The 26,457-nt window shown below is 56.9% G+C and carries 35 protein-coding genes; 4 read left to right on the top strand and 31 right to left on the bottom strand.

Annotated elements, in window-relative coordinates; all coding sequences use genetic code 11:
• Nucleotides 1-6: 6 nt before the first annotated feature.
• The 22 genes from rplX to fkpA all read right to left on the bottom strand — a co-directional run bounded on the left by rplX (nucleotide 7) and on the right by fkpA (nucleotide 13,510).
• Nucleotides 7-321, bottom strand: coding sequence for a 50S ribosomal protein L24 (gene rplX, locus L1P05_RS15470; RefSeq protein ID WP_012850025.1), 315 nt, complete (start codon nucleotides 319-321; stop codon nucleotides 7-9).
• Nucleotides 322-332: 11 nt separating this feature from the next.
• On the bottom strand, nucleotides 333-704 hold the full coding sequence (gene rplN / locus L1P05_RS15475; protein WP_005290380.1) for a 50S ribosomal protein L14: 372 nt from the start codon (nucleotides 702-704) through the stop codon (nucleotides 333-335).
• 166 nt (nucleotides 705-870) lie between these two features.
• Nucleotides 871-1,125 carry a 30S ribosomal protein S17 gene (gene rpsQ / locus L1P05_RS15480; RefSeq protein WP_012850026.1) on the bottom strand — a complete coding sequence of 85 codons (255 nt, stop codon included), beginning with the start codon at nucleotides 1,123-1,125 and terminating at the stop codon, nucleotides 871-873.
• Nucleotides 1,125-1,316 carry a 50S ribosomal protein L29 gene (rpmC, locus tag L1P05_RS15485; RefSeq protein WP_005290385.1) on the bottom strand — a complete coding sequence of 64 codons (192 nt, stop codon included), beginning with the start codon at nucleotides 1,314-1,316 and terminating at the stop codon, nucleotides 1,125-1,127. The genes rpsQ and rpmC overlap by 1 nt, the downstream gene beginning before the upstream one ends.
• Nucleotides 1,316-1,726: a 50S ribosomal protein L16 gene (gene rplP, locus L1P05_RS15490; RefSeq protein WP_005290387.1), complete on the bottom strand. Its 411-nt coding sequence runs from the start codon at nucleotides 1,724-1,726 to the stop codon at nucleotides 1,316-1,318. The genes rpmC and rplP overlap by 1 nt, the downstream gene beginning before the upstream one ends.
• Nucleotides 1,727-1,738: 12 nt before the next feature.
• Complete coding sequence (gene rpsC, locus L1P05_RS15495; protein WP_012850027.1) at nucleotides 1,739-2,440, bottom strand: 30S ribosomal protein S3; 702 nt, start codon at nucleotides 2,438-2,440, stop codon at nucleotides 1,739-1,741.
• A 17-nt stretch (nucleotides 2,441-2,457) separates the two neighbouring features.
• The gene (gene rplV, locus L1P05_RS15500) at nucleotides 2,458-2,790 is read right to left on the bottom strand and encodes a 50S ribosomal protein L22 (protein ID WP_012850028.1); all 333 of its coding nucleotides are present in this window, start codon (nucleotides 2,788-2,790) and stop codon (nucleotides 2,458-2,460) included.
• Nucleotides 2,791-2,804: 14 nt separating this feature from the next.
• On the bottom strand, nucleotides 2,805-3,083 hold the full coding sequence (gene rpsS, locus L1P05_RS15505; RefSeq protein ID WP_005290393.1) for a 30S ribosomal protein S19: 279 nt from the start codon (nucleotides 3,081-3,083) through the stop codon (nucleotides 2,805-2,807).
• Between the two features lie 14 nt (nucleotides 3,084-3,097).
• A complete protein-coding gene (gene rplB, locus L1P05_RS15510; protein ID WP_012850029.1) occupies nucleotides 3,098-3,922 on the bottom strand; it encodes a 50S ribosomal protein L2 in 825 nt (274 codons plus the stop codon).
• Nucleotides 3,923-3,941: 19 nt separating this feature from the next.
• Complete coding sequence (gene rplW, locus L1P05_RS15515; RefSeq protein WP_005290397.1) at nucleotides 3,942-4,244, bottom strand: 50S ribosomal protein L23; 303 nt, start codon at nucleotides 4,242-4,244, stop codon at nucleotides 3,942-3,944.
• Complete coding sequence (gene rplD, locus L1P05_RS15520) at nucleotides 4,241-4,846, bottom strand: 50S ribosomal protein L4 (protein ID WP_012850030.1); 606 nt, start codon at nucleotides 4,844-4,846, stop codon at nucleotides 4,241-4,243. Before rplD ends, rplW begins: the two co-directional genes overlap by 4 nt.
• Before the next feature lie 10 nt (nucleotides 4,847-4,856).
• Nucleotides 4,857-5,486, bottom strand: coding sequence for a 50S ribosomal protein L3 (gene rplC / locus L1P05_RS15525; protein ID WP_034168690.1), 630 nt, complete (start codon nucleotides 5,484-5,486; stop codon nucleotides 4,857-4,859).
• A 32-nt stretch (nucleotides 5,487-5,518) separates the two neighbouring features.
• Complete coding sequence (gene rpsJ / locus L1P05_RS15530; protein WP_001181005.1) at nucleotides 5,519-5,830, bottom strand: 30S ribosomal protein S10; 312 nt, start codon at nucleotides 5,828-5,830, stop codon at nucleotides 5,519-5,521.
• A gap of 290 nt (nucleotides 5,831-6,120) precedes the next feature.
• Nucleotides 6,121-7,305: an elongation factor Tu gene (tuf, locus tag L1P05_RS15535; RefSeq protein ID WP_012847048.1), complete on the bottom strand. Its 1,185-nt coding sequence runs from the start codon at nucleotides 7,303-7,305 to the stop codon at nucleotides 6,121-6,123.
• 68 nt (nucleotides 7,306-7,373) lie between these two features.
• Nucleotides 7,374-9,482, bottom strand: coding sequence for an elongation factor G (gene fusA / locus L1P05_RS15540; RefSeq protein ID WP_012850032.1), 2,109 nt, complete (start codon nucleotides 9,480-9,482; stop codon nucleotides 7,374-7,376).
• A 95-nt stretch (nucleotides 9,483-9,577) separates the two neighbouring features.
• Entirely contained in the window at nucleotides 9,578-10,048 is a 471-nt protein-coding gene (gene rpsG / locus L1P05_RS15545) for a 30S ribosomal protein S7 (protein ID WP_012850033.1), read from the bottom strand.
• A gap of 96 nt (nucleotides 10,049-10,144) precedes the next feature.
• The gene (gene rpsL, locus L1P05_RS15550; protein WP_012850034.1) at nucleotides 10,145-10,519 is read right to left on the bottom strand and encodes a 30S ribosomal protein S12; all 375 of its coding nucleotides are present in this window, start codon (nucleotides 10,517-10,519) and stop codon (nucleotides 10,145-10,147) included.
• Between the two features lie 170 nt (nucleotides 10,520-10,689).
• Nucleotides 10,690-10,980, bottom strand: a complete 291-nt coding sequence (gene tusB, locus L1P05_RS15555; protein WP_012850035.1) for a sulfurtransferase complex subunit TusB — start codon at nucleotides 10,978-10,980, stop codon at nucleotides 10,690-10,692.
• A gap of 16 nt (nucleotides 10,981-10,996) precedes the next feature.
• Nucleotides 10,997-11,356: a sulfurtransferase complex subunit TusC gene (tusC, locus tag L1P05_RS15560; protein ID WP_012850036.1), complete on the bottom strand. Its 360-nt coding sequence runs from the start codon at nucleotides 11,354-11,356 to the stop codon at nucleotides 10,997-10,999.
• A gap of 8 nt (nucleotides 11,357-11,364) precedes the next feature.
• Nucleotides 11,365-11,754 (bottom strand): sulfurtransferase complex subunit TusD, encoded by a 390-nt coding sequence (gene tusD / locus L1P05_RS15565; protein ID WP_012850037.1) that lies wholly within the window; start codon nucleotides 11,752-11,754, stop codon nucleotides 11,365-11,367.
• Nucleotides 11,755-11,757: 3 nt separating this feature from the next.
• Nucleotides 11,758-12,474 (bottom strand): helix-turn-helix transcriptional regulator, encoded by a 717-nt coding sequence (locus L1P05_RS15570; protein ID WP_012850038.1) that lies wholly within the window; start codon nucleotides 12,472-12,474, stop codon nucleotides 11,758-11,760.
• Between the two features lie 211 nt (nucleotides 12,475-12,685).
• Nucleotides 12,686-13,510 carry an FKBP-type peptidyl-prolyl cis-trans isomerase gene (gene fkpA / locus L1P05_RS15575; RefSeq protein WP_012850040.1) on the bottom strand — a complete coding sequence of 275 codons (825 nt, stop codon included), beginning with the start codon at nucleotides 13,508-13,510 and terminating at the stop codon, nucleotides 12,686-12,688.
• 275 nt (nucleotides 13,511-13,785) lie between these two features.
• On the opposite strand from fkpA, the gene L1P05_RS15580 reads away from it, so the two are divergent.
• Nucleotides 13,786-14,019: a protein SlyX gene (locus L1P05_RS15580; protein ID WP_012850041.1), complete on the top strand. Its 234-nt coding sequence runs from the start codon at nucleotides 13,786-13,788 to the stop codon at nucleotides 14,017-14,019.
• Between the two features lie 65 nt (nucleotides 14,020-14,084).
• Here the strand turns inward: L1P05_RS15580 and slyD are convergent, their stop codons facing one another.
• From slyD to kefG, 4 genes are all read right to left on the bottom strand, one after another.
• Nucleotides 14,085-14,747 (bottom strand): peptidylprolyl isomerase, encoded by a 663-nt coding sequence (gene slyD, locus L1P05_RS15585; protein ID WP_012850042.1) that lies wholly within the window; start codon nucleotides 14,745-14,747, stop codon nucleotides 14,085-14,087.
• Nucleotides 14,748-14,855: 108 nt separating this feature from the next.
• Nucleotides 14,856-15,044 carry a YheV family putative zinc ribbon protein gene (locus L1P05_RS15590; RefSeq protein ID WP_012850043.1) on the bottom strand — a complete coding sequence of 63 codons (189 nt, stop codon included), beginning with the start codon at nucleotides 15,042-15,044 and terminating at the stop codon, nucleotides 14,856-14,858.
• Complete coding sequence (gene kefB, locus L1P05_RS15595; RefSeq protein WP_012850044.1) at nucleotides 15,041-16,867, bottom strand: glutathione-regulated potassium-efflux system protein KefB; 1,827 nt, start codon at nucleotides 16,865-16,867, stop codon at nucleotides 15,041-15,043. The genes L1P05_RS15590 and kefB overlap by 4 nt, the downstream gene beginning before the upstream one ends.
• Nucleotides 16,857-17,417 (bottom strand): glutathione-regulated potassium-efflux system ancillary protein KefG, encoded by a 561-nt coding sequence (gene kefG / locus L1P05_RS15600; RefSeq protein WP_012850045.1) that lies wholly within the window; start codon nucleotides 17,415-17,417, stop codon nucleotides 16,857-16,859. Before kefG ends, kefB begins: the two co-directional genes overlap by 11 nt.
• 159 nt (nucleotides 17,418-17,576) lie before the next feature.
• On the opposite strand from kefG, the gene L1P05_RS15605 reads away from it, so the two are divergent.
• Nucleotides 17,577-19,505, top strand: a complete 1,929-nt coding sequence (locus tag L1P05_RS15605) for an ABC transporter ATP-binding protein (RefSeq protein ID WP_012850046.1) — start codon at nucleotides 17,577-17,579, stop codon at nucleotides 19,503-19,505.
• A gap of 6 nt (nucleotides 19,506-19,511) precedes the next feature.
• Here the strand turns inward: L1P05_RS15605 and argD are convergent, their stop codons facing one another.
• Nucleotides 19,512-20,726 carry a bifunctional acetylornithine/succinyldiaminopimelate transaminase gene (gene argD, locus L1P05_RS15610; protein WP_012850047.1) on the bottom strand — a complete coding sequence of 405 codons (1,215 nt, stop codon included), beginning with the start codon at nucleotides 20,724-20,726 and terminating at the stop codon, nucleotides 19,512-19,514.
• A 25-nt stretch (nucleotides 20,727-20,751) separates the two neighbouring features.
• On the bottom strand, nucleotides 20,752-20,919 hold the full coding sequence (locus L1P05_RS15615; RefSeq protein ID WP_012850049.1) for a hypothetical protein: 168 nt from the start codon (nucleotides 20,917-20,919) through the stop codon (nucleotides 20,752-20,754).
• Between the two features lie 3 nt (nucleotides 20,920-20,922).
• Between L1P05_RS15615 and L1P05_RS15620 the strand changes: the two genes are divergently transcribed.
• On the top strand, nucleotides 20,923-21,498 hold the full coding sequence (locus L1P05_RS15620) for an aminodeoxychorismate synthase component II (protein WP_012850048.1): 576 nt from the start codon (nucleotides 20,923-20,925) through the stop codon (nucleotides 21,496-21,498).
• Between the two features lie 48 nt (nucleotides 21,499-21,546).
• Here L1P05_RS15620 and ppiA read toward each other — a convergent pair whose 3' ends face one another.
• Nucleotides 21,547-22,113, bottom strand: a complete 567-nt coding sequence (gene ppiA, locus L1P05_RS15625) for a peptidylprolyl isomerase A (protein WP_012850050.1) — start codon at nucleotides 22,111-22,113, stop codon at nucleotides 21,547-21,549.
• A gap of 471 nt (nucleotides 22,114-22,584) precedes the next feature.
• Between ppiA and tsgA the strand changes: the two genes are divergently transcribed.
• Nucleotides 22,585-23,769, top strand: a complete 1,185-nt coding sequence (gene tsgA / locus L1P05_RS15630) for an MFS transporter TsgA (protein WP_012850051.1) — start codon at nucleotides 22,585-22,587, stop codon at nucleotides 23,767-23,769.
• Nucleotides 23,770-23,834: 65 nt separating this feature from the next.
• Here tsgA and L1P05_RS15635 read toward each other — a convergent pair whose 3' ends face one another.
• The gene (locus L1P05_RS15635) at nucleotides 23,835-25,118 is read right to left on the bottom strand and encodes a cytosine deaminase (protein WP_012850052.1); all 1,284 of its coding nucleotides are present in this window, start codon (nucleotides 25,116-25,118) and stop codon (nucleotides 23,835-23,837) included.
• Nucleotides 25,108-26,358 (bottom strand): cytosine permease, encoded by a 1,251-nt coding sequence (gene codB, locus L1P05_RS15640; RefSeq protein ID WP_012850053.1) that lies wholly within the window; start codon nucleotides 26,356-26,358, stop codon nucleotides 25,108-25,110. The genes L1P05_RS15635 and codB overlap by 11 nt, the downstream gene beginning before the upstream one ends.
• Nucleotides 26,359-26,457 lie beyond the last annotated feature (99 nt).

The following is a 26,457-nucleotide window of genomic DNA, read 5'->3' on the forward strand; positions in this document are numbered from 1 at the left end:
TCCAAATTACTTGATAGTTTCGCCATTGGACTTGAAGAAACGGACTTTTTTGCCGTCTTCAAACCGAAAGCCTACACGGTCCGCTTTACCGGTAGCCGCATTGAAGATTGCAACGTTGGAAACCTGAACAGCGGCTTCTTTTTCAACGATGCCACCCGGTTGGTTCAGAGCCGGAACCGGCTTCTGATGTTTCTTAACCAGGTTGATGCCTTCAACGACAACTTTACCAGAAGACAGGACGTTTTTTACTTTACCGCGCTTACCTTTATCTTTGCCGGTCAGCACGATTACTTCGTCATCACGACGGATTTTCGCTGCCATGGATTCGCTCCTTAGAGTACTTCTGGTGCCAGAGAGATGATTTTCATGAACTTTTCAGAACGCAGTTCACGTGTCACCGGCCCAAAAATACGCGTACCGATCGGCTGCTCACTGTTGTTGTTCAACAGTACACAAGCATTGCCGTCAAAGCGAACGACAGATCCGTCAGGGCGACGTACACCCTTCTTGGTGCGCACCACTACCGCCTTCAGCACATCACCTTTTTTGACCTTACCACGCGGAATTGCTTCCTTGATGGTGATCTTGATGATGTCGCCGATGCCTGCGTAGCGACGGTGCGAGCCACCCAGAACCTTGATACACATTACGCGACGCGCGCCGGAGTTATCGGCGACGTTCAGCATAGTCTGTTCTTGGATCATTTCAGTGCTCCGCTAATGTCAACTACTACTTCGAGACCCAGTGTGGGCCGTTAAAAATCCCCATAATTGAGGGCGCAGCATTATAACACTGCTTCCAGAATATGGGTAGAAAAAATAAACGGCTCAAAATCTGAGCCGTTTATCATTGCTGAGAGAGTGTACTGTATTACAGAACAGCTTTCTCTACAACGCGAACCAGCGTCCAGGATTTGGTCTTGGACAGCGGACGGCATTCGCGGATTTCAACCACGTCACCGATACCGCATTCGTTGTTCTCGTCATGTACGTGCAGTTTGGTCGTACGTTTGATGAATTTACCGTAGATCGGGTGCTTCACCATGCGCTCGATAGCAACAACCATGGATTTCTCCATTTTGTTGCTAACAACGCGACCTTGCAGAGTACGGATTTTATCGGTCATTACGCACCCGCCTTCTCGTTCAGTAAAGTCTTAACACGTGCGATATTACGACGCACTTGCTTCAACAGGTGAGACTGTTGCAGCTGGCCGCCCGCCGCCTGCATGCGAAGATTAAACTCTTCGCGCAGCAGATTCAGCAGCTCGGTGTTCAGCTCTTCAACACTCTTCTCACGCAGCTCGTTTGCTTTCATTACATCACCGTCTTAGTTACAAAGGTGGTTTTGATAGGCAGTTTCGCTGCTGCCAGTTTGAAGGCCTCACGGGCCAGCTCTTCAGGCACACCGTCCATTTCGTACAGGACTTTACCCGGCTGAATCAGGGCTACCCAGTACTCAACGTTACCTTTACCTTTACCCATACGAACGGCCAGCGGTTTTTCCGTGATCGGCTTGTCCGGGAACACGCGGATCCAGATTTTACCCTGACGCTTAACAGCACGGGTCATAGCACGACGTGCTGCTTCGATTTGGCGGGCAGTCAAACGGCCACGGCCAACAGCTTTCAGACCGAAAGTGCCGAAGCTAACATCCGTACCCTGCGCCAGACCGCGGTTACGGCCTTTATGCACTTTACGGAATTTTGTACGCTTAGGTTGTAACATCAGCGACTCTCCTTACTTGCGGCCTTTACGCTGCTGCTTCTTAGGCTGAGCAGCCGGTTTTTCCGGTTGTTCAACAGCAGCCATACCACCCAGGATCTCACCTTTGAAGATCCATACCTTAACGCCGATTACACCATAAGTGGTGTGCGCTTCAGAGGTGTTGTAGTCGATGTCCGCACGCAGCGTGTGCAGCGGAACACGACCTTCACGGTACCATTCGGTACGCGCGATCTCAGCACCGCCCAGGCGGCCACTGACTTCAACTTTGATACCTTTAGCGCCCAGACGCATAGCGTTCTGTACAGCACGCTTCATAGCACGACGGAACATAACGCGACGTACCAGCTGTGAAGTGATGCTGTCAGCCACCAGTTTGGCGTCCAGTTCCGGTTTACGCACTTCGGCGATGTTGATCTGTGCCGGTACGCCAGCAATCTCTGCAACGCCCTTGCGCAGTTTTTCTACGTCTTCGCCTTTCTTACCGATAACGATACCCGGACGAGCGGTGTGAATGGTCACACGGATGCTCTTCGCCGGACGCTCGATAACGATGCGAGAAACGGACGCCTTTTCCAGCTCTTTGTTCAGGAACTGACGAACTTTAAAGTCGCTGTCCAGGTTGTCAGCGAATTCTTTAGTATTCGCATACCAGGTAGAGTTCCAAGGCTTCACAATACCCAGGCGAATACCATTAGGATGTACTTTCTGACCCATTGCTAGTCTCCAGAGTCTCAGCGATCGGACACAACCACAGTAATGTGGCTGGTGCGCTTCAGGATACGATCAGCGCGACCTTTTGCACGCGGCATGATGCGCTTCATGGTCGGGCCTTCGTCGACGAAGATCTTGGATACTTTCAGATCATCGATGTCAGCGCCATCGTTGTGTTCTGCGTTAGCAATGGCAGATTCCAGAACCTTTTTGACCAGTACAGCCGCTTTCTTGTTGGTGTAGGTCAGAACTTCCAGAGCCTGTGACACTTTCTTACCGCGGATCAGGTCAGCCACCAGGCGAACCTTCTGAGCAGAAGAGCGAGCATGGCAATGCTTAGCAATAGTTTCCATCTCTTCCTCCTACCTTATTTCTTTTTGGCTTTTTTATCAGCCGCATGGCCGCGATAAGTACGAGTCGGCGCGAATTCACCCAGTTTGTGGCCGACCATTTCATCGACGACAAATACCGGAACGTGCTGACGACCATTATGGACAGCGATGGTCAAACCGATCATGTTTGGAAAGACCGTTGAACGACGGGACCAAGTCTTAAGTGGCTTTTTGTCTCCGCTTTCCACCGCTTTCTCTACCTTCTTCAGCAAGTGCAGGTCAATAAAAGGACCTTTCTTGAGAGAACGTGGCATGGTTTATCCTCTAATTATTTTTTACTACGGCGACGTACGATGAATTTATCAGTACGCTTATTGCTGCGGGTCTTCTTACCTTTGGTCTGTACGCCCCACGGGGTTACCGGGTGCTTACCAAAGTTACGACCTTCACCACCACCGTGCGGGTGGTCTACCGGGTTCATCGCAGTACCGCGAACGGTCGGACGAACACCACGCCAGCGTGCAGCACCTGCTTTACCCAGAACGCGCAGCATATGCTCAGCGTTACCGACTTCGCCCAGAGTGGCGCGGCAGTCAGCCGGGATTTTACGCATTTCGCCAGAGCGCAGACGCAGGGTGACATAGGCACCATCGCGTGCAACGATCTGAACGTAAGCACCAGCGGAACGAGCCAGCTGGCCGCCTTTACCCGGCTTCATTTCTACGTTATGAACGGTAGAACCAACCGGGATGTTGCGCATCGGCAGGGTGTTACCCGCTTTGATTGCAGCATCAACGCCAGACTGAATCTGATCGCCAGCTTTCAGACCTTTCGCCGCCAGGATGTAACGGCGTTCGCCGTCTTTGTACAGAACCAGCGCGATGTTCGCGGAACGGTTCGGATCGTACTCCAGACGCTCAACAACAGCCGGGATACCGTCTTTATTGCGTTTGAAGTCAATCAGACGATACTGCTGTTTGTGACCACCACCGATGTGACGAGTGGTGATGCGGCCGTTGTTGTTACGACCACCGGTCTTGCTGTTTTTCTCCAGCAGCGGGGCGAACGGTTTGCCCTTGTGCAGCTCAGGGTTAACCACTTTAACAACGTGGCGACGACCCGGAGATGTCGGTTTACATTTAACAATTGCCATTGTTCGCTACTCCTCCGACTTACTCTGCGCCGCCGATGAAGTCCAGATTCTGGCCTTCTTTCAGGGTGACGTAAGCTTTTTTCCAGTCGCTACGACGACCGATACGCTGACCGTGACGCTTCACTTTCCCTTTAACAACCAGGGTGCGAACAGTGTCAACTTCAACTTCGAACAGTTTCTTAACTGCGGCTTTGATTTCTGCTTTGGTTGCATCTGTAGCAACTTTGAGAACGATGGTGTTGTTCTTTTCCATCGCCATAGACGCTTTTTCAGAAACGTGCGGCGCGCGCAGTACTTTCAGCAGACGTTCTTCACGGATCATGCCAGCATCTCCTCAACTTGCTTAACAGCATCAGCAGTCATAACCACTTTGTCGAAGGCGATCAGGCTAACCGGGTCGATGCCTGCTACGTCGCGTACGTCAACCTTGAACAGGTTGCGCGCGGCCAGGAACAGGTTCTCGTCGACTTCGCTGGTTACAATCAGCACATCGTCCAGCGCCATGTCTTTCAGTTTCTGTGCCAGCAGCTTGGTTTTCGGCGCTTCAACAGAGAACTTCTCAACGACGATCAGACGATCTTGACGTACCAGTTCGGACAGGATGCTTTTCAGCGCGCCGCGGTACATCTTTTTGTTAACTTTTTGACTGTGGTCCTGCGGACGAGCAGCGAAGGTCACGCCACCAGAGCGCCAGATCGGGCTCTTGATAGAACCAGAACGCGCACGGCCGGTGCCTTTCTGGCGCCACGGTTTTTTACCGGAGCCAGTAACTTCAGCACGGGTCTTCTGAGCACGAGTACCCTGACGGGCACCGGCTGCATAAGCCACAACAACCTGGTGAACCAGCGCTTCGTTGAAATCACGACCGAAGGTAGTTTCGGAAACAGTCAGCGCGCTTTGCGCGTCTTTCAATACTAATTCCATTGCTATCTCCTCACGCCTTCACAGCTGGTTTAACGATCAGGTCGCCACCGGTAGCACCCGGGACAGCACCTTTAACCAGCAGCAGGTTGCGCTCAGCGTCAACACGTACTACGTCCAGGCTCTGAACGGTTACACGCTCGTTACCCAGCTGACCTGCCATTTTCTTACCCTTGAACACTTTGCCCGGAGTCTGGTTCTGACCGATAGAACCCGGAGCGCGGTGAGACAGGGAGTTACCGTGAGTAGCGTCCTGGGTACGGAAGTTCCAGCGCTTAACGGTGCCGGCGAAACCTTTACCTTTGGAGATACCGGTAACGTCTACTTTTTTAACGTCAGCGAAGATTTCTACGGAGATGTTCTGACCGATGGTGAACTCTTCACCTTCAGACAGACGGAATTCACGCAGAACGCGGCCGGCTTCAACGCCAGCTTTCGCGAAGTGACCCGCTTCCGGTTTGGTTACACGGTTAGCTTTTTTGCTACCAGTGGTAACCTGGATGGCGCGGTAGCCGTCGTTATCCAGATCTTTGACCTGAGTAACGCGGTTTGCTTCGATTTCGATAACGGTTACAGGGATAGAAACGCCATCTTCAGTGAAGATGCGGGTCATACCCACTTTTTTCCCGACTAAACCAATCATTGTTTCAACCTCTCAATCGCTCAATGTCCTGATTAACCCAGGCTGATCTGCACGTCTACACCGGCAGCCAGATCCAGACGCATCAGAGCATCAACGGTTTTCTCGGTTGGCTCAACGATGTCAACCAGACGCTTGTGAGTGCGGATTTCGTACTGATCACGCGCGTCTTTGTTAACGTGCGGAGAGATCAGAACGGTAAAGCGCTCTTTGCGGGTCGGCAGCGGGATCGGACCACGAACCTGCGCACCAGTGCGCTTGGCAGTCTCGACGATTTCCGCGGTTGATTGATCGATCAGACGATGATCAAATGCTTTCAGGCGGATACGGATTCTTTGGTTCTGCATGAGACCAGAGCTCCAATTATTTTATAAACGTAGAAAATTACTCCTCGCACCCATTTCGATTGACGGGGGAGTGTAATCGTTCATTTCATAACCCCCATATCGGGAGTATTGTTTGGCGGAACGCGCCGCCGCTGATCGAAATCAGGCTGCCAATATTAGGCAGCCCGCGCATTATACTTAGATCTGGCCAGGAAGCAAGGCCGGATGCAAAATAACCAGCGACAGGCGACAAAACGCCGTGAAAAAGGGCGCCATAGCGCCCTCTTTCTGGTGTTATTGCTGGCTATCGATTACTCGATAACTTTAGCAACAACGCCCGCACCAACGGTACGGCCGCCTTCGCGGATTGCGAAGCGCAGACCATCGTCCATGGCGATCGGGTGGATCAGGGTAACAACCATCTTGATGTTGTCGCCCGGCATGACCATCTCTACGCCTTCCGGCAGTTCGATGGTGCCCGTTACGTCAGTAGTACGGAAGTAGAACTGCGGACGGTAGCCTTTGAAGAACGGAGTATGACGGCCGCCTTCATCCTTGCTCAGGATGTACACTTCTGATTCGAACTTGGTGTGCGGAGTGATGGAGCCCGGCTTAGCCAGTACCTGACCACGTTCGATTTCGTCACGCTTGGTACCACGCAGCAGTACGCCAACGTTCTCACCAGCACGGCCTTCGTCCAGCAGTTTGCGGAACATTTCCACGCCGGTACAGGTAGTTTTGGTCGTCGCTTTGATACCAACGATTTCAACTTCGTCACCTACCTTGATGATACCGCGCTCTACACGACCGGTAACAACGGTACCACGGCCAGAGATAGAGAATACGTCTTCGATCGGCAGCAGGAACGGCTTGTCGATGTCACGCTCAGGTTCCGGGATGTAGGAGTCCAGAGTTTCAGCCAGTTCGATGATCTTAGCTTCCCACTCGGCTTCGCCTTCCAGCGCTTTCAGCGCAGAACCGCGGATTACCGGCGTATCGTCGCCCGGGAAGTCGTACTGAGACAGCAGCTCACGAACTTCCATCTCAACCAGTTCCAGCAGCTCTTCGTCATCAACCATGTCGCACTTGTTCAGGAACACGATGATGTACGGAACGCCTACCTGGCGACCCAGCAGGATGTGCTCACGGGTCTGCGGCATCGGGCCGTCAGTCGCAGCAACAACCAGGATTGCGCCGTCCATCTGCGCAGCACCCGTGATCATGTTTTTAACATAGTCGGCGTGCCCCGGGCAGTCTACGTGAGCGTAGTGACGGGTCGGGGTATCGTATTCAACGTGAGAGGTGTTGATGGTGATACCACGTGCTTTTTCTTCCGGCGCGTTATCGATCTGATCGAATGCGCGAGCGCTACCGCCGTAGGTTTTAGCCAGAACGGTGGTGATAGCAGCGGTCAGGGTAGTTTTACCGTGGTCAACGTGGCCGATAGTACCAACGTTAACGTGCGGTTTAGAACGTTCAAATTTTTCTTTAGACACGGTTATATTCCTTATCTTGCACCCTCACCGAAGGAGAGGGTGCGGGATCAATATGTTAAAGCAGAGGCTTATTTGCCACGTGCTTCAATAACGGCCTGAGCGACGTTAGTCGGTGCTTCAGCATACTTCAGGAACTCCATGGAGTATGAAGCACGGCCCTGGGTCTGAGAACGCAGGTCAGTAGCATAACCAAACATTTCAGACAACGGAACCTGCGCGCGAACAGTCTTGCCAGTCGCAGTATCTTCCATACCTTCGATCATGCCGCGACGACGGTTCAAGTCACCGATAACGTCACCCATGTAATCTTCCGGAGTTTCTACTTCAACCTTCATGATCGGCTCAAGCAGAACCGGCTTAGCGCGTTTGAATGCTTCTTTAAACGCGAGAGAGGCAGCCAGTTTGAACGCCAGTTCAGAGGAGTCAACGTCATGGTAAGAACCGAAGTGCAGACGTACGCCCAGGTCTACTACCGGATAACCGGCCATCGGACCAGACTTCAGCTGCTCTTGGATACCCTTGTCAACTGCCGGGATGTATTCACCCGGAATCACGCCGCCCTTGATGTCGTTGGTGAAGGTGTAACCTTCGCCACCCGGCTCCAGCGGGAACATGTCGATAACGACATGACCGTACTGACCGCGACCACCGGACTGTTTGGCGTGTTTACCTTCAACATCCTTGACGGTGTCACGGATGGTTTCACGGTAAGCAACCTGCGGTTTACCGACGTTGGCTTCAACGTTGAACTCGCGCTTCATACGGTCAACGATGATTTCCAGGTGCAGTTCACCCATACCGGCGATGATGGTCTGGTTAGATTCTTCGTCGGTCCATACGCGGAAAGACGGGTCTTCTTTAGCCAGACGGCCCAGTGCCAGGCCCATTTTCTCCTGGTCAGCCTTGGTTTTCGGCTCAACGGCGATGGAGATTACCGGCTCAGGGAATTCCATACGCTCCAGGATGATCGGTGCGTTCTGGTCGCACAGGGTATCACCGGTGGTGACGTCCTTCAGACCGATTGCCGCAGCGATGTCGCCCGCGCGAACTTCTTTGATCTCTTCACGCTTGTTGGCATGCATCTGAACGATACGGCCAAAACGCTCGCGCGCAGACTTCACAGAGTTCAGTACGGTATCACCGGAGTTAACCACACCGGAGTACACGCGGAAGAAGGTCAGGTTACCCACGAACGGGTCGGTAGCGATTTTGAACGCCAGCGCCGCGAACGGCTCGTTGTCGTCAGAATGACGCTCAGCCGGGGTATCTTTACCGTCGTCCAGAATACCTTTGATCGCCGGAACGTCAGTCGGTGCCGGCAGATATTCGATGACCGCATCCAGCATTGCCTGTACGCCCTTGTTCTTGAACGCGGAGCCACAGGTAACCAGGATGATTTCGTTGTTCAGTACGCGCTGACGCAGAGCTTTCTTGATCTCTTCTTCAGACAGCGCTTCACCGCCCAGGTATTTGTCCATCAGCTCTTCAGAAGCTTCAGCGGCGGACTCAACCAGGAACTGGTGCCATTCGTTAGCCAGTTCAACCATATCAGCCGGGATGTCTTCATAGGTGAAGGTCACGCCCTGATCGGCTTCATTCCAGTTGATGGCTTTCATTTTAACCAGGTCAACGACACCGGTGAATGCGTCTTCAGCACCGATAGCCAGCTGCAGCGGAACCGGGTTCGCGCCCAGACGGGTTTTGATCTGGTTAACAACTTTCAGGAAGTTCGCACCCATGCGGTCCATTTTGTTAACGAACGCGATGCGCGGAACCTGATATTTGTTTGCCTGACGCCATACGGTTTCAGACTGCGGCTGAACACCACCAACGGCGCAGTAAACCATTACCGCACCATCCAGTACACGCATGGAACGTTCTACTTCGATGGTGAAGTCAACGTGCCCCGGGGTGTCGATGATGTTGACACGGTGCGGTTCAAACTGTTTGGCCATACCGGACCAGAAAGCGGTGGTCGCAGCGGAGGTAATGGTAATACCACGCTCCTGCTCCTGCTCCATCCAGTCCATGGTGGCAGCGCCATCATGAACTTCACCGATCTTATGGTTTACACCGGTGTAGAACAGGATACGTTCGGTAGTAGTGGTTTTACCGGCGTCGATGTGGGCGCTGATACCGATGTTACGGTAACGCGAAATGGGTGTTGTACGAGCCATTTGATTCCTCTATATCCTAGGACGTTCAAGTTAAGTTACCCAAAGCGGGCTGCTTAAGCCTAAGCGCCCGCTTGGTGACTAACATACCGATGATATTACCAGCGGTAGTGAGCGAACGCCTTGTTGGCTTCTGCCATACGGTGAACGTCTTCACGTTTCTTAACTGCAGTGCCTTTGTTTTCTGCAGCGTCAGAAAGTTCGTTCGCCAGACGCAGAGCCATGGATTTATCACCGCGTTTACGAGCAGCTTCTACGATCCAACGCATTGCCAGGGCATTACGACGAACCGGACGAACTTCAACCGGAACCTGGTAGGTGGAGCCACCAACGCGACGAGATTTAACTTCGACGGTCGGGCGCACGTTTTCGAGAGCGGTCTCGAAAGCTTCCAGTTCAGTTTTGCCAGAGCGCTGAGCCAGGGTCTCCAGCGCGCTGTATACGATTGATTCTGCAGTAGATTTTTTACCATCTACCATCAGGATGTTAACAAATTTAGCCAGCAGTTCTGATCCGAACTTCGGATCCGGCAGGATTTTACGCTGACCAATTACGCGACGACGTGGCATGGAAATACTCCGTTGTGAATTCAGGATTGTCCAAAACTCTACGAGTTTATTTTGACATTAAAGTTAAAACGTTTGGCCTTACTTAACGGAGAACCATTAAGCCTTAGGACGCTTAACGCCGTACTTAGAGCGGGATTGCTTACGGTCTTTAACACCGGAGCAGTCCAGAGCACCGCGCACGGTGTGATAACGCACACCCGGCAGGTCTTTAACACGACCACCACGGATCAGGATCACGGAGTGCTCCTGCAGGTTGTGACCTTCACCACCGATGTAGGAAGTCACTTCAAAACCGTTGGTCAGACGAACACGACATACTTTACGCAGTGCGGAGTTCGGTTTTTTCGGAGTGGTGGTATATACACGGGTACATACGCCACGTTTCTGCGGGCAGGCTTCCAGCGCTGGAACGTTGCTTTTCTCAACTTTCTTAGCGCGTGGCTTGCGAACCAGCTGGTTGATAGTTGCCATCAAAAGCTCCTGGTTTTTGCTTTTCGTAAACACGTAATAAATCGCCCCATACTGCACACTGGATAGACCAAGGGCAAAATATGGGGACGCAGAATTTTATGGCTGAGTCGGGAGGGTGTCAAGAAATATACAAGATATTCGGCGCGATACTGTCAACGCTGTCCGTATCGTTACCAGGCCATCTGGCGCGAATGCGCCTCGCTCAGCGTAACAAACTCGCCATAGCCGATCAGCTGACACGTGGGCGCGACATACGCCGTCAGCCCCCGCGCCAACACATCCTCCCGCAGCACATACAGCGCCACCGGCATCGCGCTCAGCGCCGTCAGCCCGGGGCTGCCCGTCAGCGCGCACAGGACGCCATCCTGCAGCAGCACCAGCGCATCGCCGGGGCGTACCAGCGCCGCCAGCGCGGTGAAATCGACGCCCCCCTGCGGTGAGCGGGTCAAGGTATGTAACATCGCGGAGTCCCCAGCGTTAAAAGGTCAAAATGACATCGCACTCATCCAGCCGCGCGCGCAGCGCATCGGCCGCCAGCGCCTCGACGGGAATAACCCAGCGGACGTCGCTGCTCAGCCCGCGCGCGGCCAGCGACGCGGCGCACAGGTAGACCTGCTCGATATCATACAGCGCCATCACGCCGAACGTGGCGACGTAATCGCGCGCCAGAATAGCCGCCGGCTGCTGGTCGGGCAGTAGCTGGAAGACCGCGTCGCCGATAAAGAATACGGCAATATCCTCGCAGAATGCTGAGGCCGCCAGCAGTGCGTCCAGCCCCTCTCGCCCGGCGCTGGTCGTATGGGGTGGCTGGGTAAAAACAAAGGCAAGCCGTTTCATATCTCCCCCTAAAACTGCATGGTGCGATCGCACACCAGCATCGCTTCCGCCAGCGCACCCAGGCCGCTCAGCGTAAAGCCGGGCTGCAGATTCCCCGACGTCAGCCCTCGCTGTTCGGCCGCCTCTGTCGCTACCACGCCGCGGCGCAGTCCAGCGGCAACGCAGACATTCAGCGTCACGCCGTGCTGCTGCGATAGCTGTTGCCAGGCCCGCACCAGATCAAACTCATCCGCCGCCGGCTGCGTCAGCTGATTGGCGTTGAGCACCCCTTCGCGATAAAAGAAAACGCTGTGCAACGTATGCCCCGCCGCCAGCAGCGCGAGGGCAAACTGATAGGCACTGCTGGCCGCCTGCGTGCCGTAGGCCGGTCCATTCACGACCAGAGAATAGCTCAGCATGGCTCAGTTACCCTGCACGTCGCCGTTCTTAAACTGGCGAATGTAGAGATAGACCGTGTGCTTGGAGATATTCAGGCGATCGGCCACCTGGTTGATCGCATCCTTGATGTCAAAGATCCCCTTCTCATGCAGCGTAAACACGATCTGGCGATTCTTGGCATTGTTGGATACCGTCCGGTCGGCGTTCACCTCTTCGATGGTGTACTCCAGCGTCTGGGCCACCAGCTCATCAACCGATGAGGCAAAGTTCACCGCCGAAGAGACCTCCTGGGTCGCTTTGGGGATGAACGTCTCCATGATCTGAGAGAAGGGCACATCCAGATTCATGTTAATACACAGCAGGCCGATCACCCGCTGCTCTCGGTTGCGGATGGCGATGGTCACCGACTTCATCAGATCGCCGCTTTTGGCTCGGGTAAAATAGGCGCGCGAGACGCTGCTGTCCTCTCCGGCCATATCGTGCAGCATGCGCAGGGCCAGATCGGTTATCGGAGAGCCAATTTTACGCCCGGTGTGTTCACCGTTGGCGATCCGCACCGCCGAGCACTTCAGGTCCTCCAGCGAGTGCAGAACAATCTCGCAGTGCGGGCCGATCAGCATCGCCAGGCCATCCACCACGGCCTCGTAGGATTTAAGGATCGCCTGATCGAGCGGGGTGAAAGGACGTTCATCCAACAGATCTAGCTCGCTGATATCAGCCGTAACAAGCGTATTTGACATTAACCACTCCCATCGTCGAACCAGACTCACCCATCCCTGACTGGTCCGGAAAAAATAGCGTAATTTTTAAAAAATTTTAGCAAAGACGCTCTATTTAAATCCTTGATGGCGCCAAGGTAAATGCCTTTTTTTACCCGCAGGCGGCGCAAGCGCACAGCAAAAACCCCCTGAGAGCGGCGCCCTCAGGGGGTTTTTCTAATCAACGCGCGGCTTATTTAGTCGCGGTCGCGCTAGCCGCAGCGGCTTCGTCTTTCGCGCCCGGCGCAGCATCCGCCTTCGCCGCCGGCTTCACGTCCAGCAGCTCAACCTCGAAGACCAGCGTAGAGTTAGCCGGGATCCCCGGAACGCCGGTTTTACCGTAGGCCAGATCCGGCGGGATAACCAGCTTGATCTTACCGCCTTTCTTGATGTGCTTCAGACCTTCGGTCCACCCCGGGATCACCCCGTCCAGACGGAAGGAGAGCGGCTCACCGCGGCTGTAGGAGTTATCGAACTCGGTACCGTTAATCAGCGAACCCTTATAGTTCACCACCACGGTATCGCTGTCCGTCGGCGCAGGCCCGGTCCCTTCTTTCTGAACCAGATACATCAGGCCGCTGGCGGTGGTCTTCACCCCTTTCTCTTTGGCAAACGCCGCGCGGAACTTCTGCCCCGCCTCTGCGTTCTCTTTGGCTTCCTGCTCCATCTTCGCCTGAGCCGCGCTCTTCACTCGGCTCTCGAAAGACTGCAGCGTCTGCTCGATCTGCTGATCGCTCAGTTTGCTCTTACCGGCAAACGCATCCTGTACCCCGGCGATCAGCTGATCTTTATCCAGCTTGATACCCAGCTTCTCTTGCTCTTTCAGTGAGTTGTCCATATAACGACCCAGAGAGGCACCCAGTGCGTAAGCGGCCTGCTGATCGTCATTCTTGAACTGGCTATGGGCGGCGGCCGGTGCGGCGGTATCCGCCTTGGCTGCGTCCGCTGCAAACGCCGAGGCATTCAGCGCCAGAGCCATGGTCGTGGCCAGCGCGGTAACTTTAAAAAAAGATTTCATCCATTTCTCCAAAATTAAGGCACTTGCCTTAAATCACGATGAGCAACAGTACTGGGCTACTATAGCTGGCGCCCTTACCAGAAAACAATCAATAAGCCAGCATACAGTGTAAATTCAGACCTGTATTACGTAAAAAAGTTTCTAGCGACGCTGTGATAGGGTAGACGACTACGCAAATACATACAATTCGCGCTACCATAGCTCGCTCATCGCCCCATCCCGGCGTAATCAAGAAAGAGCCAGAATGTAATAATCGGAAAATAGAGGAATTTTTTATGGAATCATCGTCCAACGGACTGAGTGGACTGGAGAGCCGTCTGGAGCAGATGGAGAGCCGGATCGCTTTTCAGGAGATCACCATTGAGGATCTTAACCAGACGGTGATCGCGCTGCAGCTGGAGCTCGGGAAATACCGCGAGCAAATGCGCCTGCTGCTCGACAAGTTCAGGGCCGTGCAGCCCTCCATGATGGCGCACCCGTCAGAAGAGACGCCGCCGCCCCACTACTGAGGCAGCGCAGACAATAAAAAAGCGGTCAAGATGACCGCTTTTTTACAGGGACAATCCAAGAACCATTAATGGCAGCCGCAGCCACCGTGGCCTTTACCTTTGCCCTGGCCGCCGCAGCAGGTATCGCCTTCTGCGTGCTCGTGATCGTGGTCATGGCCATGACCGCCGCAGCATTCGCCTTCGCCGTGGCTATGACCGTGACCGCCGCAGCACTCACCTTCGCCGTGACCGTGGCCGCCGCAGCATTCGCCGTGCTGATCCTGAGCGCCGTGAACGTGGCCGTGCTCCAGCTCTTCCGCGGTCGCTTCACGCAGGGCAACGACTTCCACGTTGAAGTTCAGGTTCTGACCCGCCAGCATGTGGTTGCCGTCAACCACGACATAGTCATCACCCACTTCGGTAATTTCGACCGGTACCGGGCCCTGATCGGTTTCCGCCAGGAAACGCATGCCAACCTGCAGCTCGTCAACCCCCATGAAGACATCCTTCGGTACGCGCTGTACCAGGTTGTCATCATACTGGCCGTAGGCATCATTAGCCGGAACATGCACGTCGAAACGATCGCCGACGACGTGACCTTCCAGCGCTTTTTCCAGGCCGGCAATCAGAGAGCCATGGCCGTGCAGGTAGTCCAGCGGTGCTGACACCGGAGACTCATCAACCAATACCCCGTCTTCCGTACGCACCTGATAGGCCAGACTGACCACCAGGTCTTTAGCTACTTTCATGATATCTCCTAGCGTTTGAAACTAAATCCGAGCGGATTGTAGCGGAATTTCGCGCCACTGTACGGTTCAGGATAAAAAAAGCTGCGCCGCCGCACCCGCTTTGTCTCTTCAGGGTTTAAAACGGCCAATGATCCGCCCAGGCGCCCCCGCCGGCACCGGTGGCGTCATCCGATGGCCGCAGCGCACGCACTGCACCTGTTCATGAACATGTTCATGTTCATTGACCTGCCACAGCGCCAGGGTATCCATGGCGTGACAGGCGGGGCAACGTGCCCCGGCAATAAATCGCTTCTTCACGCCTCATCCTCCGGCCACTCTTCATCCCAGCCATTCATTTGATGCTGCTCATGCAGCATCTCGCGCTGAAAGATCTCCTCCAGCTCACGTCGCGCCTCGCGAATGCGAGATATTTGTGCGATATCCCCCTGCCGATGCGGCATCAGCTCACGCAGCATGCGCATATCCAAACGGCGGAAATGCTGCTGGGCTCGATAGGCCTGATGCGGGTGCATTCCTGTTTCAATCAAGGTCTTACGCCCCAGCTCCAGCGCGCTGGAAAAGGTCTCCCGGCTAAACTGCGTCACGCCGGCCTGCAGCAGTTCGTGGGCCTCGACCCGCCCGCGGGCGCGCGCCAGAATGCGCAGCTGTGGAAAGTGCTGTTGACACAAACGAACCACTGCCATGGTCTCCTCCGGCTCGTTGCAGGTGATGACGATAGCCTCCGCCCGCGCCGCGCCCGCCGCGTGCAGCAGATCCAGATGGGTGGCATCGCCGTAATACACCTTATAACCGTAGCGGCGCATCATGCTGACCACGCTGACATCGCGCTCCAGTACGGTGACTCGCGTCTGATTGGCCATCAGCAGTCGACCGATAACCTGACCGAAGCGGCCAAAGCCGACCAGGATCACCTGCGGCTCATCATCGGCGACATAGGGTTTTTCCGTACTCTCCTCCGCCGGGTTCAGCCGCTGAGCCAGCAGACGATCGAGCGCCTGCATCAGCAGCGGGGTGGTCACCATCGACAGCGTTACCACCACCAGCAGCAGCGAACTCTGCTGGGCGCTCAGCAGGTGCTGGGCGGCGGCGGCGGAAAACAGCACAAAGGCAAACTCTCCCCCCTGGCTGAGCACCGCCGCAAACTGCAGCCGCACCGCGCTGCGTATTCGCGACAGCCGCGCCAGCAGATACAGCACGGCGCTTTTGACCACCACCAGCGCGACGACCGCGGCCAGGATCTGCGCCCAGTAGGCATATAGCACGCCCAGGTTGAGCGCCATACCGACCGATATAAAAAACAGCCCCAGCAGCAGTCCCTTAAAGGGCTCAATGGCGATCTCAAGCTCATGCTGGAACTCACTCTCCGCCAACAGCACTCCGGCGACAAAGGTCCCCAGCGCCATTGAAAAGCCGAGCATATCCATCAGTAGCGCGGAGCCGAGCACCACCAACAGCGCCGCGGCGGTAAAGATTTCACGTACCCCGGTAGCGGCGATATAGTGAAACAGCGGACGCAGCAGCAGCCGCCCGCCAACCCAGATACCAGCCAGCGCGCCGAGCTTCAGCGCAATGTGCCCCCAGCTGATGGCGTGATCGGCGCCCCCGGCCAAGATCGGCATCAGCGCCAGCGCTGGCACGACGGCGATATCCTGGAACAGCAGCACGGCAAACCCGAGGCGACCGCCCTGATTGCGATTCATCCCCTTCTCGCGCATCAGCTGCAGCGCCATGGCCGTCGACGACATGGCCAGACCAATCCCACCGATGACCGCCGCCTGCCAGGCAAACCCGCTGGCGACCAACAGCCCTCCGAGCAGCAGCGCGCTCAGCAGCAGCTGAGCGGCGCCGGCGCCGAAGATCAGCCGCCGCAGGCGCCACAGCTTGCCCGGGTTCAGCTCTAGCCCGATGATAAATAGCAGGAAGACCACGCCCATCTCCGAGAAGTGCAGGATCTCCTCCACATCCCGGATCAGACCGATACCCCAGGGGCCGATGGCGATCCCGGCGATCAGAAAGCCAAGCACGGCGCCGATGCCCAGGCGACGGGCGATGGGCACCGCCAGCACCGCGGCAAACAAAAACAGCACCACCGCCGGCAGCAGGGAGGGCTCAGCGTTCATCATCGCCTCCGGCGGGCAGCGGCGCCGCTAACCATTCGGCATAGTCATGCGCCTGGGCGTGCAGCATCTCCAGCCTCTGGCGCCGCGCCCAATAGATCGTCAGCGGCGGCAGCCAGCGCATATGACAGCGCAACGCCGTCAGCTCAAACGGACGCAAAACCTCGCCCATGGTGTAATGGTTATAGCCAGCCAACTGATAGGCCCCCTCAGGCTCGCCGGTCGTGACCACCGACCGCCAATATTTATCGCGCAGGGCATATCCCCCCACGCCGCTGGCGAAACCGCGCGCAAGCACGCGATCCAGCCACTCTTTAAGCAGGGCCGGACAGCTGTAATTATACAAGGGGTGTTGAAACACGATGACCTGATGATTGCGCAGCAGATGCTGCTCATGATGAATATCGATAAAAAAATCCGGATAGTGGGCGTACAGGTCATGTACCGTCACGTTACTCAGGCGCCGAGCGGCCTGCAGCAGCAGCTGATTGGCCACGGATGACGGTGACTCGGGATGGGCATAAATCAGTAACACCTTCGGCGAGTGCGCCATGCTTCCTTCTCCTCGTGCGTCCGACCGTCGTCATTGTCGGACTTTTCAGCTACCATGCGACCCTAAATGACAAAATAGCGCCGCACATCGCCATTAGCCCGCCGCGTTATTTACGTCGCCACAACGCCAATTTAACACACTCTCAATAGACGACGCTTTATGATTGTTTTCTCATCGCTCCAAATTCGTCGCGGCACCCGGGTGCTGCTGGACAATGCCTCGGCAACGATCAATCCCGGCCAAAAGGTGGGTCTGGTCGGCAAAAATGGCTGTGGGAAATCAACGCTATTAGCGTTGTTAAAAAATGAGCTGAGCGCCGACGGCGGCGGCCTGAGTCTGCCCGGCAACTGGGCCATGGCCTGGGTTAACCAAGAGACCCCGGCGCTGGATATCCCGGCGCTGGAGTATGTGCTCGACGGCGATCGCGAGTTCCGCCAGCTGGAGCAGCAGCTCGATGATGCCAACCAGCGCAACGATGGCAACGCGATCGCGCTGATCCACGGCAAGCTGGACGCCATTGCCGCGTGGACCATTCGCGCCCGCGCCTCTAGCCTGCTGCACGGCCTCGGCTTTAGCCAAGAACAGCTCATGCAGCCGGTGAAATCCTTCTCCGGCGGCTGGCGTATGCGCCTGAACCTGGCACAGGCGCTGCTGTGCCGCTCCGACCTGCTGCTGCTCGACGAACCGACCAACCACCTGGATCTGGACGCGGTGATCTGGCTGGAGCGCTGGCTGAAAAGCTATCCGGGAACGCTGATCCTGATTTCGCACGACCGTGACTTCCTCGATCCTATCGTGGATAAAATTGTGCATATCGAACAGCAGCAGCTGTTTGAATACAGCGGCAACTACTCCTCTTTCGAACTGCAGCGCGCCGGGAAACTGGCGCAGCAGCAGGCGATGTATCAGAGCCAACAGCAGCGTATCGCCCACCTGCAAAGCTATATCGACCGCTTCAAGGCCAAGGCCAGTAAGGCCAAGCAGGCGCAGAGCCGAGTAAAAATGTTGGAGCGCATGGAGCGCATCGCGCCGGCCCACGTCGATAACCCGTTCCACTTCAGCTTCCGTGCACCGGAAAGCCTGCCGACGCCGCTGCTGCGTATGGAGCACGTCAGCGCCGGCTACGGCGAGCGCACCGTGCTCGCCTCGATTAAGCTCAACCTGGTACCCGGCTCGCGTATCGGTCTGTTGGGGCGTAACGGGGCCGGTAAGTCCACCCTGATCAAGCTGCTGGCCGGTGAACTGGCGCCGCAGCAGGGGGAGGTCGGGCTGGCCAAGGGCGTTCGCCTGGGATACTTCGCCCAGCATCAGCTGGAGTATCTGCGCGCCGACGAGTCGCCGCTGCAGCACTTAGCTCGCCTGGCGCCGCAGGAGAGCGAACAGCAGCTGCGTGACTATTTAGGGGGCTTCGGTTTTAACGGCGATAAAGTCAGTGAGGCGACCGCGCGCTTTTCCGGCGGCGAGAAGGCGCGCCTGGTGCTCGCGCTGATCGTTTGGCAGCGCCCGAACCTACTGCTGCTCGATGAGCCGACCAACCATCTGGATCTGGACATGCGCCAGGCGCTGACCGAGGCGCTGATCGATTTCGAGGGGGCACTGGTGGTGGTCTCGCACGATCGCCATCTGCTGCGATCCACGACCGATGATCTCTATCTGGTGCACGACGGTCAGGTCGAGCCGTTCGCCGGTGATCTGGACGATTACCAGCGGTGGATGATCGATCTGCAGCGCCAGGAGAACCAGGCGCCGGCGGATCAGGATGGCGCGCAAACGACCAACAGCGCTCAGGCCAGAAAGGATCAGAAGCGGCGCGAAGCCGAGTTCCGCAGCCAGACTCAGCCGCTGCGCAAGCAGATCGCCGCGCAGGAAAAGCGTATGGAGACCCTGAGCGCCCAGCTCAATACGCTGGAGGAGCGCCTCGCCGACAGCGCGCTGTACGATCCGGCGCGTAAAGAGGAGCTGAACGACATTCTGCAGCGCCAAAGCCAGGCCAAGCTCGGTCTGGAGGAGGCGGAGCTGTGCTGGCTCGATGCGCAGGAGCAGCTCGAAGCGATGTCCCGCGCCTTCACGGAGAGCGATAACGCCTGAGCCCCCCTAGGCCGCCAGCGTATCCAGCGCCCGCCCCAAGCGGGCCATGCCCTCGTCGATTTCCGCCGTCTCGATCACCAGAGACGGCGTAAAGCGCAGCGTATCGGCGCCGGCGTTCAGCAGCATCACGCCCTGCTCCGCCGCCGCATGCAGAATGTCTCGAGCCCGCCCTCGGTAGGCGGGCGATAAGGCAGCCCCCAGCAGTAGCCCCTGTCCGCGGATTTCGCTAAACACACCGTGGCGCTGGTTAAGCGCCTGTAAATGGCTGACGATGGCCTGTCGGCGCGTCGCTACCCCGGCGAGGACCTGCGGCTGACTAATGATATCGAACGCCGCCTCCGCCACCGCGCAGGCCAGTGGATTGCCGCCGTAGGTCGTGCCGTGGCAGCCCACCGTCATCGCAGAGGCGATCGCGTCGGTGGTCAGCATGGCGCTGATCGGAAACCCGCCGCCCAGCGCCTTAGCGCTGGTCAGAATGTCCGGCGTCACGCCGTAGTGCATATAGCTAAACAGCCTGCCGCTGCGCCCCATTCCGCTTTGCACCTCATCAAAAATCAGCAGCGCCTGATGGCGATCGCACAGCGTTCGCAGCCCCTGCAGAAACGCGGCGCTGGCCGGCAATACCCCGCCCTCGCCCTGTACCGGCTCGACGATCACCGCGCAGGTCTGTTCACCGATGATCGCCTCAACCGCCGTCACGTCGTTAAACGGGACGTGCACAATATCCGCCGGCTTTGGCCCAAAGCCGTCCGAATACTTCGCCTGCCCCCCAACCGATACCGTAAACAGCGTGCGACCGTGAAACCCCTGCTTAAAGGCGATAATCTGGCTTTTATGGGGGCTGATACGCGTCGCGGCGTGGTAGCGGGCCAGCTTTAGCGCCGCCTCATTGGCCTCTGCGCCGGAGTTAGCAAAAAACACCCGCTCGGCAAAGGTGGCATCGATCAGCTTTTGCGCCAGACGCAGCGCGGGCTCATTGGTGAAGACATTGCTGGTATGCCATAGGCGACTCCCCTGCTCCTGTAGCGCAGCCACCAATGCCGGATGGCAATGCCCCAGCGCCGTCACCGCAATGCCGCCGGCAAAGTCGATATAGTCACGTCCCTGCTGATCCCACACTCGGCTGCCTTGACCGCGCACCGGCACAAACTCTGCAGGTGCATAAACCGGCAACATCACCTTTTCAAAATTGCCCCTCTCCACTGTGTTTTTCTGCGTCATCCCGCGTTCCCCCCGTTCTAAGCGGTCAAGCTAAAGTGATTTTATAATCATAAAATATGAATAATAAATCAATAAATGGCAACCCTATTTTCAGCGCCGACGCCGCGCAGGCTCCTTTGCATCCGGCCCTGCGGGGCTGAATTTGTCCAGCGTATGCTTTATCATCATCGCTTTCCCGTAACGCCAGTACCATGCCATGCTGCTGCTTATCGATAACTACGACTCTTTTACCTACAACCTGTACCAGTACTTCTGCCAACTCGACGCCGAGGTCATGGTCAAACGCAACGATGCGCTGACGCTGGCGGAGATCGATGCCCTGCGTCCATCGCACGTGGTGATCTCTCCCGGGCCGGGTACGCCCGATCAGGCCGGTATTTCCCTTGCGGCCATTCGTCATCTGGCGGGGCGCGTTCCGCTGCTGGGGGTCTGCCTGGGACACCAGGCGTTGGGACAGGTTTTCGGCGCGCGGGTGATCCGGGCGCGGCAGGTGATGCACGGCAAGACCAGCGCCATCCGCCACTGCGAGCGCGGCGTATTCCAGGGGCTGAACAACCCGCTGACGGTTACCCGCTACCATTCGCTGATTCTGGATAAGGAGAGCCTGCCCGACTGCCTGGAGGTGACCGCCTGGAGCGAACGCGATGGCGCGGTCGATGAGATTATGGGGATCCGTCATACCGGCATGGCCCTGGAGGGGGTTCAGTTCCATCCGGAAAGCATTCTTAGCGAACAGGGGCACGCCCTGCTGCGCAACTTTCTGCGCCAGTAACACAGCGGGCGCCGTCCGGCGCCCGCTGTACGAAACCACGCGATAGCCTTACTTCATGACACTGGCCGAGGTAATCACGATCGGCTTGGCCGGCACATTCTGGTAAGGACCGACGTTTTCGGTACGCGCCTGGGAGATCTTGTCGACGACATCCATCCCCTTAATCACTTTGCCGAAGACGGCATAGCCAAAGTCACGCTGTCCATGGTCGAGAAACGCGTTATCCGCCACGTTGATAAAGAACTGGCTGGTCGCACTGTCTTTCTCCGCGGTACGCGCCATCGCGATAGTACCGCGCAGGTTACGCAGCCCGTTATCCGCCTCGTTCTTGATCGGTGGCTGCGTCGCTTTCTGCTGCATGTCGCCGGTAAAACCGCCGCCCTGGATCATAAAGCCCGGGATCACGCGGTGAAAAATGGTGCCGTTGTAATAACCGCTGTTAACGTAGCCAAGAAAGTTATCAACGGTGACCGGCGCCTTCTGGTTATACAGCTCCAGCTCAATATTGCCTACACTGGTCGTCAGCATGACCCGCGTGTTGGCCGCCAGCGCGGCGGGGGCCATGGCGGCCAGCGAGAAGAGGGTGACCAGGGTAATGACGATTCTTTTGAACATGAAAACTTCCTTTCTCTGACGGGCTTTGTCAAAAGCGTAAAAACAACAAAATGGCGTAACGATTCTAAATAGCCCTTGGCATAATCGCCACCCATTTACTCAGATTTACCGAACCGCCACGCCGCGTTTTGCGCCCGGTCTATCCCTACATTAGCGGAATTGACGCACAGGACAAGCGCGTCAAATCCGATTTATCGCGCGCCTGCCGCGCTGACGCGGGGCGCAAACGTGCGTGTTGAGGAGACGACACCCCCCATGCGCTGCCGAAGCGGCGACCATCGGGAGACAAATCCGCAAAAGATCTCATTTTTTAAGCAACAAATTATTGCTTTGCAATAAAAAGAAGATTCATATCACAAAACGTCGGCATGGCTATGTTAGGATGCGCACGCTTGGTGAAATCGACCCTTCTTGTCGGATCTTCCCACGAACACGCTTCTTTTTACCTTATATACTGATATAGGCCTTGCTATGACCGACAGCAATCGCATCCGCCTAACATGGATCAGTTTCTTCTCCTATGCGCTTACCGGCGCATTGGTGATTGTCACCGGGATGGTGATGGGAAATATCGCAGAGTACTTTAATCTGCCGATCTCCAGCATGAGTAATACCTTTACGTTCCTCAACACCGGGATTTTGGTTTCCATTTTCCTTAATGCCTGGCTGATGGAAATTATTCCGCTCAAACGTCAGCTCGTTTTTGGCTTTATCCTGATGATCCTTGCCATCGCCGGTCTGATGGTCGGGCACAATCTGGCCATCTTCTCCGCATGCATGTTCGTGCTGGGCGTGGTCAGCGGGATCACCATGTCGATCGGAACCTTCCTGATCACCCATATCTATACCGGGCGTCAGCGCGGCTCTCGCCTGCTGTTTACCGACTCTTTCTTCAGCATGGCCGGGATGGTGTTCCCCATCATCGCCGCCACCCTGCTCGCGCAGCACGTGGCATGGTACTGGGTCTACGCCTGCATCGGCGTTCTGTATCTGGCCATCTTTATCCTGACGCTGTGCTCTGACTTCCCACAGCTGGGTAAGCAAACCGCCGGCGACAGCCAGCCGGTCAGCAAAGAGAAGTGGGGGATCGGCGTCCTGTTTCTGTCGATCGCCGCGCTCTGCTACATCCTCGGTCAGCTGGGCTTTATTCAGTGGGTACCGGAGTACGCCGCCAAGCGCTTCGGCATGAGCATTGAAGAGAGCGGCGGACTGGTCAGTAACTTCTGGACCGCCTATATGGTCGGCATGTGGTTCTTCAGCGTCGCGCTGCGCTTCTTCGATCTGCAGCGCATCGTCACGGTATTGGCCGCCCTTTCCACCTTTATGATGTACATGTTCGTCAGCAGCCAGCAGGGCGCCATGCTGAGCATGTATATTCTGGGCCTGGGCTTTGTCAGCAGCGCTATCTATACCACGCTGATTACGCTGGGGTCGCAGCAGACCAAGGTCTCCTCGCCGAAGCTGGTGAACTTTATCCTGACCTGCGGCACCATCGGTACCATGCTGACCTTCGTCGTCACCGGTCCCATCGTCGCTCACAGCGGAGCCCATGCGGCGCTGGCGACGGCCAACGGTCTCTATCTGGTCGTTTTTGTGATGTGCGTTCTGTTGGGGTTTGTCACCAAACACCGCCTGCATGGCCACGCGGCCAAGTAGTCTGCGCCATACCGATAGCAACGGGGCCTGCATGCAGGCCCCGTTTTTTTTTGCACGCGCTGGACTCAGCGGCGGAAGTCGACGATTTCGGCCTGCCGTAGATAAATCTGGCTCTGCGCCGGACGGGTCTCCGCGATCAGGCGGCCATCGCGCAGGGAGTAGCGCACCGGCACCTGTCGACGCACCGCGTCAAACCCGCTCTCCGCCGGCAGCACCAGCAGACTGGCGCGGCAGCCCGGCGCCACCCCATATCCCTGCAGACTGAGCGTTTTGGCGCTGTGCGAACCGATCAGCGCCAGCCCCTCGTCAATCTGGGCGTAGCCCATCAGTTGGCAGACATGCAGCCCCATGTGCAGCACCTGCAGCATATTGGCGGTGCCCAGCGGATACCAGGGGTCAAACACATCATCATGGCCGAAGCAGACGTTGATCCCGGCCTGCAGCATCTCTTTCACCCGAGTGACGCCGCGCCGCTTGGGATAGTCATCGAAGCGCCCCTGCAAATGGATGTTGACCAGCGGATTGGCGACAAAGTTAATCTGCGACATCTTCAGCAGCCGGAACAGCCGCGAGGTATAGGCGCCGTTGTAAGAGTGCATCGCCGTGGTATGGCTGGCGGTCACCCGTGCGCCCATGCCTTCACGGTGCGCCAGCGCCGCCACGGTCTCAACGAAGCGCGACTGCTCATCGTCTATCTCATCACAGTGAACATCGATCAGGCGGTCATAGCGCGCGGCCAGCGCGAAGGTCTTATGCAGCGACTCCACGCCATACTCGCGGGTAAACTCAAAGTGAGGAATGGCCCCCACCACATCCGCGCCCAGTCGCAGCGCCTCCTCCAGCAGAGCCTCGCCGTTTGGATAGGAGAGGATCCCCTCCTGCGGAAAGGCGACCAGCTGCAGATCGACCCAGGGTGCCACCTCCTGGCGTACCTCCAGCATCGCCTTTAGCGCCGTCAGCGACGGATCGGAGACGTCCACGTGGCTGCGTACGTACTGGATACCGTTCGCTATCTGCCACTTCAATGTCTGCCAGGCGCGCTGTTTCACGTCATCGTGAGTCAGCTGCGCCTTGCGCTCGGCCCAGCGCTCGATCCCTTCAAACAGGGTTCCCGACTGATTCCACGCCGGCTGCCCCGCCGTCTGCGTCGTATCCAGATGAATATGCGGTTCGACAAAGGGCGGCACCACCAGCCCCTGCTGCGCATCCAGCTCATCCGGCTGCGCAGCCCGTAGCGTGGGCTGCGGCGTAATGGCCGCGATCAGGCCATGCTCCAAGGTAATTTGCCACCACCCGTCGCGCGCGGGCAGACGGGCATTGATGACGGCGCGCAATACGTTATTCTGCATGGCTGATCTCCAGTCTATTTTCTCTCTGACGACACGCCCAGCGGCTGAGAACCACGTAGCTCAGGGCACCGCCCAGGACAGCGTTCAGCGGAACGATCCCCGGCAACCCGTGGCCCGCGGCAACGCCCAGGGCGACGGCGGCGATGGCGTTCCAGTTTACCGCGACCCAGTCCGCCTCAGCAAAGTTGCTGTAACGGCGCCGGTTCATCAGGTAATCCGCGATGATCACCCCGCCGACCGGCGGAATGGCGGCGGAGAGGAAGGTCAGCCAGCCAACAAAGTTGTTGTACAGCCACAGCGCGCACAGGGTTCCGATGACCCCGTTGGCGACCGACAGCGTCTTGCTCGACAGCCCGGTGATATTGGCGAACCCCAGACCGGAGGCGTACAGCGCATTATCATTAGTGGTCCAGATATTCAGACCCAGTACCGCAATCGCGGGCAGCAGCAGTCCTTGGGCTATCATGACGTCGGAGATGTCAGACATACCCAGCGCCGCGGCGCCGGTCGCGCCGAAGATAAACATCAGCGAGTTACCGAGAAAGAACGCCACCATGGTCACCAGCACCGCCACCTTGGCGCTGCGGCCAAAGCGGACAAAGTCCGCCGTCAGCGTGCCCGCGCTGATAAAAGAGCCGACCACCAGCGCCAGCGCCAAATTGAAATCCAGCGGCTGCGCGGGGACCACCTCACGCAGGGCATCCATTCCACCCATGCCATTGATCGCCAGCCACACCGAATAGCCGCCGAGCAGCGCGATTGCCGGTACCGCGATCGCCGACAGCAGCGTCAACGCCGAGATGCCAAAGAATACCGTCACGGTCATCAGCAGCCCGGAAAGCGCGATCAGCAGATCGGTATTCAAACCGGTCGCCTTACTGACCGGGATCGCGAACATAGCGACCCCGACGCCAAACCATCCCACCTGCGTGCCGCCCAGCAGCAGCGAAGGCAGCCAAGAACCTTTAACACCAAAGGAGAAGCGCGCCAGCAGGTGCGTCGTCAGACCGGTTTTTGCACCGATATAGCCAAGCGTGGAGGTATAGATGCCGAGGAGAAGATTACCGATGAATACTGCCAGAAGAAAATCGTGATAGCCAAGGCCGGTGCCGAGCGTGCCGCCGGTCCACATACTGGCGGAAAAGAAGGTGAGCCCCAGCATGACACAGCTTAATGCCAGAATACCCTTACGCGCCGATGACGGGACGGGCCCCTGACTGAAATTGTTATCCTGCGACACGCAATCCTCCTTAATCTCTGTGCAGTAGACAAAAAAATCTGGCGCATTCTAAAGAGTTCGCGCCAAAAAGCAAACGTTTTCTTTGCTGATTATTTATCC

This window comes from Edwardsiella piscicida (genome assembly GCF_021733145.1).
GTDB classification, from domain to species: domain Bacteria; phylum Pseudomonadota; class Gammaproteobacteria; order Enterobacterales; family Enterobacteriaceae; genus Edwardsiella; species Edwardsiella piscicida.